At 44.5% G+C, this 15107-nt stretch carries 11 protein-coding genes; 9 read left to right on the plus strand and 2 right to left on the minus strand.

From position 1 onward, the window contains the following. The first annotated feature begins 19 nt into the window (after positions 1–19). The 3 genes from bamB to I3248_RS07540 all read left to right on the plus strand — a co-directional run bounded on the left by bamB (position 20) and on the right by I3248_RS07540 (position 5443). The gene (bamB, locus tag I3248_RS07530) at positions 20–1225 is read left to right on the plus strand and encodes an outer membrane protein assembly factor BamB (RefSeq protein ID WP_238063164.1); all 1206 of its coding nucleotides are present in this window, start codon (positions 20–22) and stop codon (positions 1223–1225) included. Positions 1226–1843: 618 nt separating this feature from the next. Then, positions 1844–3286 (plus strand): ribosome biogenesis GTPase Der, encoded by a 1443-nt coding sequence (gene der / locus I3248_RS07535; RefSeq protein ID WP_238063165.1) that lies wholly within the window; start codon positions 1844–1846, stop codon positions 3284–3286. 192 nt (positions 3287–3478) lie between these two features. Then, positions 3479–5443 carry a HAMP domain-containing sensor histidine kinase gene (locus I3248_RS07540; RefSeq protein WP_238063166.1) on the plus strand — a complete coding sequence of 655 codons (1965 nt, stop codon included), beginning with the start codon at positions 3479–3481 and terminating at the stop codon, positions 5441–5443. 143 nt (positions 5444–5586) lie between these two features. On the opposite strand, the gene I3248_RS07545 is transcribed toward I3248_RS07540, so the two are convergent. Together I3248_RS07545 and I3248_RS07550 are read right to left on the minus strand one after the other, a co-directional pair. Next, complete coding sequence (locus I3248_RS07545; protein ID WP_238063167.1) at positions 5587–6753, minus strand: D-alanyl-D-alanine carboxypeptidase family protein; 1167 nt, start codon at positions 6751–6753, stop codon at positions 5587–5589. Between the two features lie 563 nt (positions 6754–7316). Beyond that, on the minus strand, positions 7317–7751 hold the full coding sequence (locus I3248_RS07550) for a hypothetical protein (protein WP_238063168.1): 435 nt from the start codon (positions 7749–7751) through the stop codon (positions 7317–7319). A gap of 468 nt (positions 7752–8219) precedes the next feature. Between I3248_RS07550 and surE the strand changes: the two genes are divergently transcribed. The 6 genes from surE to I3248_RS07580 all read left to right on the plus strand — a co-directional run bounded on the left by surE (position 8220) and on the right by I3248_RS07580 (position 15058). Beyond that, a complete protein-coding gene (gene surE / locus I3248_RS07555) occupies positions 8220–9104 on the plus strand; it encodes a 5'/3'-nucleotidase SurE (RefSeq protein ID WP_238063169.1) in 885 nt (294 codons plus the stop codon). Between the two features lie 196 nt (positions 9105–9300). Beyond that, entirely contained in the window at positions 9301–10098 is a 798-nt protein-coding gene (locus I3248_RS07560) for a peptidoglycan DD-metalloendopeptidase family protein (RefSeq protein WP_025643710.1), read from the plus strand. Positions 10099–10285: 187 nt separating this feature from the next. Then, positions 10286–12466, plus strand: a complete 2181-nt coding sequence (locus I3248_RS07565) for an ATP-dependent helicase (protein ID WP_238063170.1) — start codon at positions 10286–10288, stop codon at positions 12464–12466. 328 nt (positions 12467–12794) lie between these two features. Next, positions 12795–14057, plus strand: a complete 1263-nt coding sequence (locus tag I3248_RS07570; protein WP_025643706.1) for an FAD-binding oxidoreductase — start codon at positions 12795–12797, stop codon at positions 14055–14057. Between the two features lie 99 nt (positions 14058–14156). Beyond that, a complete protein-coding gene (locus I3248_RS07575) occupies positions 14157–14495 on the plus strand; it encodes a RidA family protein (RefSeq protein WP_025643704.1) in 339 nt (112 codons plus the stop codon). 122 nt (positions 14496–14617) lie between these two features. Further along, positions 14618–15058, plus strand: a complete 441-nt coding sequence (locus I3248_RS07580; protein WP_037058521.1) for a hypothetical protein — start codon at positions 14618–14620, stop codon at positions 15056–15058. Positions 15059–15107 lie beyond the last annotated feature (49 nt).

The following is a 15107-nucleotide window of genomic DNA, read 5'->3' on the forward strand; positions in this document are numbered from 1 at the left end:
TTTTTGTAGTGAGAATACAATGACCCGATCTGTTCGTGCAAGCCAGACTATAAAAAGCAATACCCTAAAAAAGACTGCTATGCAAGTGGCAGTAGTGGCTTTGATGGCTACCGCTGCTGCGGGCTGTAATCGCGGTATAAAACCGGAGGTTAACGATCCTGTCAAGCTGGTACAAATTGCGCAGCCAATCAGTTTTTTGCAGCCCGTGTTCAGTGTTAATGCTGGCAAGAACGCCAGCAAAAAAGATCCGTTAGACCTACAAGTCGGCTATGAAAATGGTCAGATGGTCGTTGCCGGTCGTGGCGGTGATCTAACCGGTTATGATAGTAATGGTCAGCGCTTATGGTCGTTCAACGTCGGTGAAGAGATTACTGGCGGGGTCGCTTTAGATGCCTTTAGTCAGACCGCTGTGGTCAGTACTCGCGGTGGCCGGATTATAGCGCTCGATAGTAGTACTGGCGCTAAACGCTGGCAAAAACAGCTGTCAGGATCGGTATTGACGCCGGCACTGATTACCAATAACCGCGTTATCTTATCGGCGAATGATGGTTTTTTGCATGGGTTATCGCTACAAAGCGGGCAGTCAGTCTGGCAGTTTGCCACTAGTCTTCCTGCTATCAGCGTTCGCGGTGCTGCTGCGCCAACTTTGCTAGATGATACAACCGCTTTGATTGCCACCGCTGATGGCCGTCTGCACGCAATCACCTTAGATAACGGTTTGCCAAAATGGTCACGCCGTATCGGTATCGGCACCGGCAGCAGTGAAGTTGAGCGTATGAGCGATGTCGATGGTCAACCTGTCATTGATAATAATCAGCTATTTGCTATTAGCTATAGCGGTCAGTTATTAGCTATCGATTTGGCTTCAAGAGAGGTCATGTTTGTCAAAGAGCTTGCTAGTCTTAAGTCGCTTGCGGTCAATAGTCAGCAAGTCGTTGCGACAAGCTTAGAGGGCAAAGTGGTGGCTTATGATCGTCGCACCGGTGAAGTGTTATGGGAGAGCGAGGAGCTTGCTTATCGTAAGCTTACCAATCCAGTAATGATTGGGGATTATATTGCGGTCGGCGACTTGGATGGTATTGTCCACTTGTTTGATCCAGCGACAGGGACTATTGTGAGCCGGGTTGAAACCAAAGGCGCGCTGAGTAGCTTACAAGTGGATGGCTCGCGCTTAATGACGCAAAGTAAAAGCGGTCAAGTAGCGATATGGCAGCTACCAAGATAAGTCTTTGCTAACTGATTTGAGTCGTTATAGGCTAGGGCGTGTTGAACATTCGACCATGGCACTGACAGCGACTATTTTTTAGGCGATTCGATGTTAAAAATAATAAGTTTAGTCATTCTAAGCGCTTATTTTTAACGATGAAGCGGCAAAAAAGAGTCCTGTCCCCTGCTTTTATCGTTGGGGCTGATGCTAAAATTGCCCCATACTGCGTTACAAATCTCGCTAAGGTATCTGCATTATCGTCGCTTTGTGCCTTGTCTGGAAAAATTTTAGCGATCAGCAGTGCCTATTTGCGAATGTTCAACACGCCCTAATATAAACTAAGCAATAATACCTTACTCCTCATAAACGCTGCTCGTTCAGCGTTTAGTGCTTTTTATTGAAGCTGGTTTAAAACTTGTTTAAAGCTGCGATTTGACGTACTCTTGCGCCCTATTATTTATTGCGGCCGAAACGCGACAGTAAGCCAAGCACTGAGTGGTTTGCAGATTAGAGTCGTTAAGGTTATTGTTAACCGAGTTATTGTATTTTATTTATTATCATTATTTATTTAAGTCTAAGATAGTGGCCAGCCTATTGCTGCTATTATCTGCTAATGACTATTATCGAGAGTAACCCATGAGTATCAAGCCTGTAGTGGCTTTAATCGGTCGCCCAAACGTAGGTAAATCTACCTTATTTAACCAATTCACCAAAAGTCGCCAAGCTTTGGTCGCTGACTTGTCAGGACTGACTCGTGATCGCCAATACGGCGATGCGGTGTATGAAAACAAAGCTTTTATTGTCGTAGATACCGGCGGTATTGGCGAGGCGGATGATGGCAGTGGTAACATTGATGACTATATGTCTGAGCAGTCGCATACGGCTATTCATGAGGCTGATATTATCGTCTTCGTCGTTGATGCTAGAGCAGGTATGATTGGCGCTGACGCCGAGATTGGCAAATTCTTACATACTTTAGGAAAGCCGGTCTACGTGGTCACCAATAAAGTCGATGGCGTGCATGATGCTGCGCCGGCAGAGTTTTATGCTTTGGGCTTAGGCGAGCCTTTCCCTATGGCGGCCAGTCATGGACGCGGAGTCGGTAACTTGTTAGAGGTCATTACTGCTGACATGCCAGAGCAAGATACCCTACAAGAGCCAGATGGTCTGAAGCTGGCGATTATTGGTCGTCCTAACGTCGGTAAATCGACGCTGGTCAATAGACTGCTCGGTGAGGATAGAGTAGTGGTCTATGATATGCCAGGCACCACGCGCGACAGTATTTATATCCCTTATCAGCGCGATGGCAAAAACTATGTCCTTATCGATACCGCTGGCGTGCGTCGCCGCGGTAGAATCGATGAGAAAGTAGAGAAGTTCTCTGTCATCAAGACCTTGCAAGCGATCGAAGACTCAAACGTCACAGTGATTGTCATTGACGCGCAAGAAGGCATCGTTGACCAAGATCTACATATGATAGGGTATGCTCTTGATGCTGGCCGCGCGTTGGTAGTCGCGATTAACAAGTGGGATGGCTTAAGTGTCGAGCAAAAGGACTATATTAAGATTGAGATGGATCGCCGCTTTAGCTTCATTCCTTATGTCAAAGTGCATCTAATATCAGCGCTGCATGGTACAGGTGTCGGCAATCTTTATCCCTCTATCTTAAAAGCTTATAAATCCTCGATGTTTGAAGTGTCAACCAACCGTTTAACACAGATACTGCAAGATGCGGTTGCCGCTAATCCGCCGCCTACCGTATCAGGTCGCCGTATCAAGCTGCGTTATGCTCACATAGGTGGACATAATCCGCCGGTAATTGTAATTCACGGTAATCAGACAGGCTCGTTACCCAAAAGCTATCAGCGCTATTTAGAAAACCAGTTTCGCCAAGTGTTCAAGCTTGAAGGCACACCACTCAACGTCGTCTTTAAGCTCAACGAAAACCCTTATGCCAACAAGAGCGACACGCCTACCAAAGCTAAAGCCCAACAGCTCAAACAACGAGAGCGTAATCGTGCGCATAAGTACACCTCGCGCGACAAAAAGAGTGATAAAAGAAAGAGTAACAAGCGTTAATCATTGCTGATAGCTGATAGCTGATAGCTGATAGCTAGAAGCTTGGTAATAAACAAAAGGCGCTCGTTAAGGCAAGGAGTAATTCGTATTCCTTGCTTTTTTATTTTATGATAGAGCGTATGACAGATTGATAACCGTGCGCTGTATCGTCAGCGCTTAGATCTCTAAGCTCTTTTGACTCAAGTGAGTAATATGAGTAACCCCTCCTCAGTAACTGTTTCTTCCCTTATTCGGCGCACGGTTTTTCAGGCCGTGTTGCTGATTGTTATCGTGATGTGCTTTTTGTCTTTTTATTATGGCTTTGTGCAGCACTATAAGCAGCAACGTCTGCAAGTACAGCAGTTATCAGAGCTACTCGTCAATAGCGCCTCGACTGTAGACGGTGCAAGCCTAGTGGCACAGCAAGTTGATATCTTGCTAGCCGGCGACCCTACGCTTAGCAGTATCGTGTTTTATTCTTCTGACTCACCTGTATTAGCGCTCGATAAAATCGATATCGAGCAGCAAAACCGTGATTGGTATAATGCTTGGTTTGCCGATAGTATGAGCTTTAATGAGCCAGTGACCAGTCGCTATCTGAGCACGAGTAGCTACTATCAGCCCTCAGCGACAAACAGTGGCATAGATACTAGTACTAGCGATGGGGTAAACAGTGGCAGCGTAGTAGAGAGTAGTCCTCTAGGAGCGCAAGACGTCTTGATTGGCTATCTTAATATCACTTTAGATATCCATAAACTACGAAGCGAATGGTTGTATCAAAACGCTTGGCTATTATTTATTATTATTGGCGCGACAGTAATCAGTATGTTGCTGCTGCTGCGCCGTTTAACTTGGGTCGCCGATAGTGCGACGGAATTAGCCAAAGTGTGTCAGATCGTTGTCAGTAACCCAGACGCCGAGCAGCTACCGGTAATCCAGCAACGCTTGAGCTTTAAAGAAACTAGAGATATGAGGCTGGCATTGGCGAGTTTATTTAATCGCTCAAAAGTGCTGGAAGATAAGCTTCGTTCTCTAGCAGCCTATGAGCAGCAGTTACATAATAAAGACCTGTCTCTCAACACGCAGCGTAATAGTTTTCAGAGTATGATTACTCATGAGCTTAAAACCTCGCTGAATGCTATCGCGGGCGGCTTACAGCTATTAGAGAGCCAGTATGCTAGTGCTGAGCAAAAAGATTCGTTATCCATTATTCATAAAGGCAGTCAGCGTTTAGAGGCAACGATTGAGCAAATCATTCAGCTCAATAGGATAGAAAAAGGTCAGATGAGTATTCATGTGACTGAGTTTAATCCCTTGCAGCTATTATCAGACTTGTTTACTGAGTTTGAGGAAGCGGCAAAACAAAAGGAACTTGAGCTGACTAGCCGCATTCATCACATTGATTATAAGCTTAAAGGCGATGCCGATAAAATTAAGCAGATACTGACCGCTTTGCTTGAAAACGCTATTAAATTCACCGACAGTGGTGAGATCAGCGTTGAGTCGCAGCTGACGCATTTTAATACTAGTGTGCGCTGGGAGATTAAGGTGAAAGATACAGGGATCGGTATTGATAATAAGTATTTTGAGGATATTTTTACGCCGTTTTTTCAGGTCGATCCTAGTGGTACTCGGCACTATGAAGGTGTAGGCCTGGGCTTGCCGGTGCTATCACAGATTGTACAGCTACTTGGAGGGTCTATCGACGTTGCAAGTGAGCCCAATGTAGGTAGTCAATTTACCGTGATTCTCCCGCTACAAAGCGTTTATCAAAGTCAGTCGCGCTATTCGCAAAAGCCATTCGCCGGGTTAAGTATCCTTTGTTACTATAATGAGGATATAGGAGTGTTAGCCGAGCAGCTACGCGGCTTTGGTGCGACAGTCAGTGCCAAGCAGCATGAATTATCAGTCCTACAAAAACTCAGTAAGACTCAAGTAGATATGGTGATGATCACCCAAGAGGTGCTACCAGAAAAGGCAATACAAATGGCGCGGCTGATACGCGCTGAAGAAAGTCGCTACCGAGTATTAATTATTTATTGGTATCCGCCGCACAAGCAAGATAATTTAGATAATTTTGAGTACTCACTGAAAGCTGCAGGGGTAGACTTCTGCTATCCAGCTACTGAGGACAGTAAAACACTCTATAAGTTGATAAAAAAAGACGCTAGGTACTGATTTTCAAAGGCTAAGTTTTTTAAAGGCTAAGCCGATAAAGTCTGGCCTTTGAAAAGAGTATAGCGTCTATTTTCTTTATCGTTTTTTGATATTACAGTCAAGTCAATACTTGACTAAGATTCCATATAGTCCGCCGTTACAGATTAAAATAAGTTCTGTGCCCAGCGTACTACATGTTGCCACATACGACTAAAAAATCCAGATTGTTCTACATCATTAGTAGCAATAATAGGGGTCGAAGCTACGGCCTTGCCTTCAATGACTGCCATCATTTTACCGATTTCTTGGCCTTTAGTGATAGGCGCCTCTAAACTCTCTGGAATATCAACCACGGTGGTGATTTTATTTTTTTGTGTTTTAGTCGTTAGTATTTTTAGGTTGTCTGCGGTTGCAAGCTCAATCTCTTCTGCTTCACCGAACCAGACAGGTATCTTGCTGACGAATTGACCCGCCGGGGCTTTGGTGACGGTAGTAAAATGACCATAGCCCCAATTAAGTAACTCGCGCGACTGATCAGCTCGATCTTGTGCACTCTTAGTACCCATGATTACTGATATTAGACGCATATCATCACGCTCGCTTGACGCAACTAAGCAGTAACCGGCTGCATTGGTATGACCGGTCTTTAGACCATCGACAGTAGGGTCTGTAGCGAGTAAGGCGTTACGGTTGCCTTGGGTGATGCCATTATAAGTAAACTCTTTTTCAGCATACAGATCATAGTATTCGCCGCTATTTTTTATGATAGCGCGGGCAAGCTTAGCTAAATCTAGTGCAGAAGCCTCATGACCTTCATCTGGCATACCAGTGGAGTTCATGAAGTTGGTATTTTCCATACCTAGTTTTTGCGCTTGCTCATTCATCAAAATCGCAAACGAAGATTCACTACCCGCAATGTGCTCGGCCATAGCCTTTGAGGCATCATTACCCGATTGAATAATGATTCCGCGCAGCATATCGATAACGCTGGCTGTTTGATTCACCGGCACATACATACAAGACTGGCTGCTACTGCCGCGGCACCAAGCATTTTCACTCATCAGCACTTGCTCATCTTCGCTCAAGTCGCCTGAAGCCAGACGCTGCTCAATGATGTAACTGGTCATCATTTTGGTCAATGAAGCGGGAGGCAATGGCTGGTTGGCGTTTTTCTGTGCCAATATCTCGCCGGTGTTGTAATCCATCAATACGTAAGCGGTATTGTCCATGGTCGGTGGTTGAATGGCGGCATTGGCGGCTACTGCACCGATTGAGACACTAACACCGATTACTAATTGTACAAGCTGTTGTTTTACACGCTTAACTGTCATAAATTATTACACCACATCATAAAACCAAAAGTATCTATCGTAAATGAACCGCAAAACCGTCTGCAAGCTGCTTTGAATAGACATTAAATGAACCCTTATCATAACCATACAGTGAGTATAGAGCACAAAATCTAGTATGATAAAGGAGATAAAACAAAGAATATGGGCTTGTTTAGGAAGTGCTAAAAAAGCTATATCAGAGCTATCATAGCGCCATAACCCGCTTAGCGATAGCAGTGATAGCGATTGCTGCTTGCAAGAATAATCGAAAAACCTATAAGCGGCAATAGTAGATAGCGGTATTGATTAAATTTATCAGGTTTAGTCAATAATGCCTTAGTATTGCCGAGACTTTATGAGGCTAAAAACAGCTTTTTGTCTACAAGCCTAAAAAAGCAGTCCGCTAAAAAAAAGCTTGCAGCGCGTCTCAAAAGTTGAGAGTAGCGCCGACAAGCTTTTTTAAGTAATCGCCAATTGGGTAATCATTGATCAAGTTGCTAAAAACATAAATCGTCATCAGTAAGATGCAATATCTATCTCAAAGTATTTGAATGATAAAGACATTAATAAGGGGCATCAGCTAAATCTTGGCAAAGTGCTTTGTTTTCACTTTTTGAAAACCCCATCGTCCAACTGCGAATACCTTGCAGGATTTGACGGTAGTCTTGCTGAGTAGACAAATATTGAATAGCGGCTTTAGGGTCTTCTAATGTAGGCATCAGCTCTTGAAGCTGTACGTTATAAGACTTATAAAAGCGCTGTTTTTGCTGACCATTGAGCATCGAGGGGCAGATCTCAGATAGTACTTGCATAACCGCAATTTCATGCTTGGTAATATTCATGCCAGACATATCAAGAGGAATAGTAGTGGCTACATTATCGGCTGCTTGGCTAACTTGAGACAACATCGCAGCGGACATGATGAGACTGGCAATGCCAACTTTAGAAGCCATTTTTTTGGCAACAAAAAGAGTAGAGAGTATCAATTTATTAGTCATCCGGTATCACGCTCGCTTAACAGTATTGAGTGGTATCATGGTAATAGTAAAAGCATAAAATGTCACATAAAATATGAGTCGATCTGTAGATGTATTGTGAGCTAAAGGCGTTTTATAGCAACATAGCGGTAGTATATTTAAATAGGTTACCCTAACATTAACCGATAGCTTATTATTGTTATCTTACATCATGTTTATTGAGATTTAATCTATCCATAAGCCAAATAATAGCTCGAAGAGTAGGGGCTCTTAGTATAGCTGCTAGAGTCGCTAAAAATTTACTCGCTCAATCTATTTGACATCTCAAGGATAAAGCCTTAGTTTGTCATTTTATATTATAATAGCGCTATGTTTTGACTCTTTGCTTTATTCAACTATTGGTTTGATGCGGCAAGGATAGCGTTATTTTATAAAAATAAATAGTACAAGTTATGACTCACCAAACCCTATTAGGTATGTTCAGCCAATATGAAGTTTTTGATTAGTAATGATGACGGGGTACATGCTCCAGGGTTATTAGCGTTATACCGTGCGCTCTCTGAGATTGCAGAGGTGTACGTGGTCGCGCCTGATTCTGAGCAAAGCGGTTCTGCTAGTGCCTTACGTATCACGCAACCTTTATATACCCAAAAAACCGCTCTAGGGTTTATCGCTGTTAATGGTACGCCGGCTGATTGTATATACTTGGCGCTGCATGAGCTCTACTGTGATGTGAGCTTCGACTGCGTCATTACTGGGATTAATTTTGGAGCCAACCTTGGTCAAGACGTCTTATTCTCTGGTACCTTTGGCGCTGCGTTAACGGCTCAAGTCTTCGGCGTGCCTGCTATTGCAACCTCACTGGCAGGCGGCGCTAGTAATGCCGATCAAGGTAGTCTCGATGATGAAGCAAGTCACTATACCATAGCCGCTGCAGAGATCGTCAAGCTTATCACTGAGACGGGTATCCTAACTGCGCTCAAAGCCATGCCGTATCATGTGCTCAACGTCAATATTCCTGATGTTGAGCAGGCGAGTGATATCCAAGGGCGTAGGCTGACTTGCTTGACCCATAGCCAAATTGCCAAACCGGTACATCATATCATCGATCCACGCGGCCGCGATGCTTATTGGCTGTGCTTGCGTAAGTCGGTGCACACGCCCCTAGAGACTGAGTTAAACGAAGCGACTGCAGAAACGCAAACAAGCTTAGCACGATCAACTGCAGCGAATCAGCGTCACAATAATCACGATATTACCAATAATGTTACCGATGCTCAGGCGTTGGCAGAGCGATATGTGAGCTTGTCACCGGTCAGATTGCACCATACACCGCTTGAGAGCTTAGAGACGTTATCGACTTTAGCATTATAAAAGCGATGCTGCACTTGTGCCTGATTAGCGCTCATAACAATAGTAGTAACCAAACTATCAGCAATCGAAATATCAGTAAACATGAGTATTCATCACTATAAGCACTTGTTCGTTTAATTGCCGTTTAATCATTAATTTATAGCCTGTCCATCCTGTCCATGAAGAGCATGGCGTACATGAACTATAGGAAAATTTTATGAAGAAGCTTACTCGTAAGTCAACACTAACCACCGCCCTTGTTAGCTCATTGAGCGTAGCGACGCTTGCTATGAGCGGCTGCGCGACCAAACCGACTTATCAGAGCAGCAGCGCTGCCGGTCCCACGATTGTCACCAATAGCCAAGGCGTGCCTAATTATCATCTGGTTAAGCGCGGCGATACTGTCAGTCAAATTGCACAGCGCTATGGTCTGAACTATCGTCAAATCGGCGCGATCAATAACCTAGATAGTAAATACACGATCTATAGTGGTCAGTGGCTTAAGCTTTGGCAAGGCAGTCAAGCGGCTACTAATACTACTTATAATGTCAACAATCGTCAGCCTGTCCAATCTCGTCCAACGTACAACCCTAATCCTGTACCAGCGCCTTCTACAGTGCCAGCTTATCAGAACACAGCCACTTCTACCTCAGGCTACCTATATCCTAGCCAAAACCAAGTCATCCGCAATTTTGATGCAGCAGGCGGTAATATGGGTATGTGGTTTGCAGGCCAAGAGGGCGATCCGGTGCAGGCAAGCCAAAGCGGTACCGTGCTTTATGCAGGTAATGGGCTAGAAGAATATGGTAACTTGATTATGATTCGTCATAGCGATAACTACATTACCGCTTATGCTCATAATAGTCAGCTGTTAGTAAGCGAGGGCGAGCAAGTCCAAAGCGGACAACGTATCGCAACGATGGGTAGCAGCGGGCAGACCAATCAAGTCGGCCTAGAGTTCCAAGTGCGTCTCAATGGTAATCCTATCGATCCGCGTGCCGTACTAGGACGTTAATATCAGCGTAGTTTTAATTATGGTTGTTGATTATTTCTAGTTATTGGTTTTGGAGCTGGTCATTGATAGTATTGATGATCAGCTTTTCATATTGAGCGCTATAGTAAAGACCAAACTCCAAAACATCGTCAAGCCAAATCATAGAGCTATAGAGCCAAAACGACTAAGCAAAAGGGTATTGCCAATCATGCAAACCACTGTCTTTAATACTGAAACTTATCACTATCCGCAAAACTTCGCTGATATCAAACCCAAACTCGAGCAGCTCCAGCAAGCGATAAAAAAGCTTGAGGCTAATTTGATTGACGCCGATAGCGATACTGATATCGTTATGAGCAGTGAGTTAAAAGTTGATTATGCCAGTGAGCTCAATCCCAATCAGCTGTTAGCAGCAACGACTATCGAGGGTAAAGTACTTGTGATCGCGGGAGCCGGCTCCGGCAAAACCAAAACTCTCACTTACCGTACCAGTTATTTGCTCGAGAACGGCGTTGCAGCAAAGCAAATCCTGCTCTTAACTTTTACCCGTAAAGCGGCAAATGAGATCAAAAGCCGCGCTAAAGCCTTGTTAACCAATAGCCTGACGGATGAGCAGTTATCTGAAGATGCTCTGTCTACTCATATAGCACCAACTAGCAAAGCGCTTAACGATATCACTAGCGGCACGTTTCATTCGTTCTGTAACAGGCTGCTGCGTCAGTATTCAGGTCTGCTCGGTATCAATCCGCGCTTTACAATTTTGGATACTGGCGATAGCGAGGACGCTATAGATCTGATATACAAAGAAAAAAAGTACCCGGTGCAAACCAAGAAACAAGCGTTTCCGCGTAAGCGCACCTTACAAAATCTGTTTTCGACCTCTAGAAATCGGCGTATCCCTATCTCTGAGCTGGTTGAGGACAATTATCCTGATATCGCCATGCATATTCCGATCATCGAGCAATTGGCGATTGATTTTCATGAATATAAGCGTGCCAATCACTTATACGATTTTGATGATATTATCAGTCAAGTGGTGCGTCATCTAAAAACCAATGATAAATTTCGCCAGCTGCTACAAGAGAGTTATCGCTACGTGATGGTCGATGAATATCAAGATACTAATATTCCGCAAAAGCAGCTGATCGATCTGATCTGCGCCCCGGCCTCAGTATCACTGATGGTCGTCGGTGACGACAATCAAAGTATCTATGCCTTTCGCGGCGCTAATTACGAGAATATCCTACTCTTTGGCGAGACTTACCCTGAGGCGAAGTTGATTAAGCTTGAGCAAAACTATCGTAGCACCCCAGCTGTGCTCGACTATGTCAATGCCTTATCTGCGCAAATCACCTTGGGCTATCAAAAGCAACTTTATTCAAACGCTAGCATAACCGGTGATAAGCCGGTCTTTAGCCGCGCTAGTGATGAGACAAAAGAGGCGAAATATATCGCCGATACAATCGCCGCGCACAAAGTCGACTATGATTACAGCGATTATGCGGTACTGTGCCGCACCTCTTTTCAGTCCAACTACGTGCAGCTTGAATTTATGGAGCGCGGTATTCCGTTTATTGTTGTCGGCGGCATCAAGTTCGTTGAGCGTCGCCATGTCAAAGACGTCCTTGCCTTTATCAAGATCCTGTATAACCCCAACGACACCATTGCTTGGCACCGTATATTGACCTTGTTTAAAGGGGTAGGGGCGGTCACCGCCACGCGTCTCACACAAGCTATCAATGGCGCTGACAACTCGTTTGAGCCGCTGTTATTACCGAAATTTAGTAAAAAAAGTCCGCAGCTTGAGCCGTTATATATGACTCTAAGTAAAGCGCAACAAGCGCAGTCGGTCGCGACGACTATTGAGCTGATTTTAGAGTTTTACATTCCTATTTTAAAGACGGCCGAGGAGAATTGGCGCGAGCGCAGTGAGGACTTTCGCGTGCTAAAAAACCTAGCCAATGAGCACAATAGTCTCGATGACTTCCTAGAAAACCTAGCGCTTGATCCGCCCAACGACTCTGTCGCGGCGGTCGATAAGCCTGAGGACGATGACAATGATAAGGTCACTATCTCAACCATTCATAGCGCTAAAGGACTTGAATGGCCGATAGTGTTTGTCAATTCACTTGTTGATGGCATGACGCCGCATCATCGATCTTTAGATGATTTTGAGGAGTTAGAAGAGGAGCGTAAGCTGTTTTATGTGGCCTGCAGCCGTGCCAAAAATAAACTCTACTTAACCGCGCCGGATTACTTCGCCAGTTATTCTGGCTATTTTGATAAGCCCTCAAGGTTTATCGCCGAGCTGCCCGCAGATAAGGTCGAGGTGAAGTCATCACTAAAAGGGCTCGCGGCGCTGGCGAGTGCTGATCCAGTATGGTGGTAGGATAGGTGTTTTTATACCGTGCTCTATAAGCTTAGTTCTATACTTTACTTGTTTATTATTTAGCAATAAAGACTCACTGCTTTTAATGCCAATACTATCTAGATACTGCCTAAATACTGCTCAAATACACTTAAAAAAATAGCTAGAATATCTTTAAGTTATTAGATTTATATTTGTATATAACTAAAAGTAATTCATTGAAAAATTTATTGTTAATTAGTGCTTTAATATTCGCTATAATGCGTTACCATAACCACTTTAAATTTTCTGTCTCATCTACCTAAAAACTGCTACTACGGCATGGTTTTTACTATTTGAAGGGTATGTTATGCGTTATGACGTTATTGTTATTGGTGCGGGCATGGTCGGCACCTCAACTGCTTGGCATCTACAAAAGAACAATTCTAAAGTACTAATGCTCGACAGAAAGCTGCCAGGTCTTGAGACCTCGTATGGTAATGCTGGTCTTATTCAACGCGAAGCTATCCATACCCATCCTTTTCCGCGTCAGATTACTGAAGTGTTTCGCGTCCTGCCCAATCAAGGCACCGATATACGCTACCGAGTTCCGGCTATTCTGCGTTACCATCAGGCGCTATTACAGTACTGGAAGTACTCATCGCCGGCCTCAGTCAAGAAGATTGAGAGTGAATGGCAAACCTTGATTGCGCATTGTACTAGCGAGCATCAAACGATGATTGAGGCATCTGGCGCTGATGAGCTTATCACTCGTGATGGTTGGTTGCAGCTGCATCGCTCAAAAGAGACACTAAAAGCCGCTGCCGATACCGCTGAAGTCGACCGCGCGCAAGGCGTAGAGCATAAAGTACTCAGCTTAGAAGAGTTAAAAGCCTTAGAACCAAATGCTAATTTTGACGGTTTTGTCGGCGCTATTCATTGGTTAAACTCTTGGCAGGTGTCTAACCCAAGCTTCCTAGTCAAAGCTTACGCTAAGAACTTCGAGCAGATGGGCGGCTCGATACTTGAAAGCAATGTCACCGAGATTCAGCCTGACAACAGTAATGAGGCTCAGGGCTGGAAAGTGGTCACTGATACCGACACTTACTATAGTGATAATCTGGTCATTGCTGCAGGTCCTTGGTCCAATGAGCTGATAAAACCACTGGGCTATACTCTGCCACTATTCCCTATGCGCGGCTATCATCAGCATTTTAAACTCCATGAAAAAAATACCATTCATCATAGTATGTTCGATATGGATAAAGGCTTTGTCATGGGGCCGATGCAGCAAGGCATTCGTATCACGACGGGCGCTGAGATGACGACGATGAACGCGCCAAAGAACTTCGGCCAACTCAAGACCGTACTCAAGCTGGCTCGCAAAATTCTACCTTTAGAAGACGCGGTAGAGAGCGAGGCGTGGGCCGGCTCGCGTCCTTGTATGCCAGATATGAAACCGGTTATCGGACCTGCCGATAAGCACGACAAGTTATGGTTTGCTTTTGGGCACAGTCATCAAGGCTTCACCTTAGGGCCTATCACTGGTCGCCTAGTTGAAGAGCTGATCCATAACAAGCCGTTGACTGTGGATGTTGCGCCATTTAATGCTCAGCGTTTCACCAAAAAATAACGCTATATTTTTAGCCGCCATTTGGCTTGCCCTATTGATGACTGGTGTTTTAATCATCTGCTCAATAAATTTTGCTTAATAACTTAAGGACAACCCATGATTAAGAAGCTCCATAGCACTCAGCGTATGAGCAGAACCGTCATTCACAATCAGACCATTTATCTGTGTGGTCAAGTCGGCAACGCGGAAGACGATATCAAAGCGCAAACGCTCACTTGCTTAGAGAAGATTGAGAGCTTACTCAACGAAGTCGGTAGTGACAAATCCAAACTTCTCTCGGTGACCGTGTGGATTAAGGATATGGCAGACTTTGCCGCGATGAATGAGGTTTATGATAAGTGGTTTGAAGGGGTGCAGCCACCAGCTCGTGCTTGCGGTGAGTCTGCTCTTGCGCGCCCCGAGTTACTCGTTGAGATGATCGCTATCGCAGCTGAGTAGGTAGCAGCTGAGCTGAAAAGACATGATACCGGCTATCCTGTCTTTTTTAATAAAGCGACTTCTACTAAAAGATTTGACACTAAAGTCATCTATCCTGAGTTACAGAGTTAAGAGTCCCGCTGATGAGCAATCGCAAAATCAATACGAAGATTTATAAGGCTATCTATCTGTTAGCTGAAGAGCTGTTAGAAGCAGACCGAATAGGCGATCAAGCCGCCTTTGACGGGTTTTATGCTGAGCTAAAAGCGCTCTGTGTGGACAATGAAGATACGGATAAAGATCATCCCGAGCAGTGGGAGACATTGGCAGATTTTACCGAAGATCTTGATGCAGCACTTATTATTTATGATAAAGCACTAGCCAAAGCGCAAGCTATCAATGCCAAGGATCACTTAGCTTCGATAGCTTTTTCGATGGCAGTTTTGCAAATTGAATTAAATCAAACCGATAAAGCTATCGAAAATCTGCAGAATGCTAAAATCGCCGCGAATAAAAGCGAAGATAAAGAATTTAAGGTTGAAATCGATGAGCTGCTAACGACCTTGTTAGCAAAGCAAGATTGATACGACAGCCAGGACTTAGTTTTTCAATATGAAACGGACGCTGCATTTG

Origin of the sequence: Psychrobacter sp. Ps3 (assembly GCF_022129275.1) — a bacterium.
GTDB classification, from domain to species: Bacteria; Pseudomonadota; Gammaproteobacteria; order Pseudomonadales; family Moraxellaceae; genus Psychrobacter; species Psychrobacter submarinus.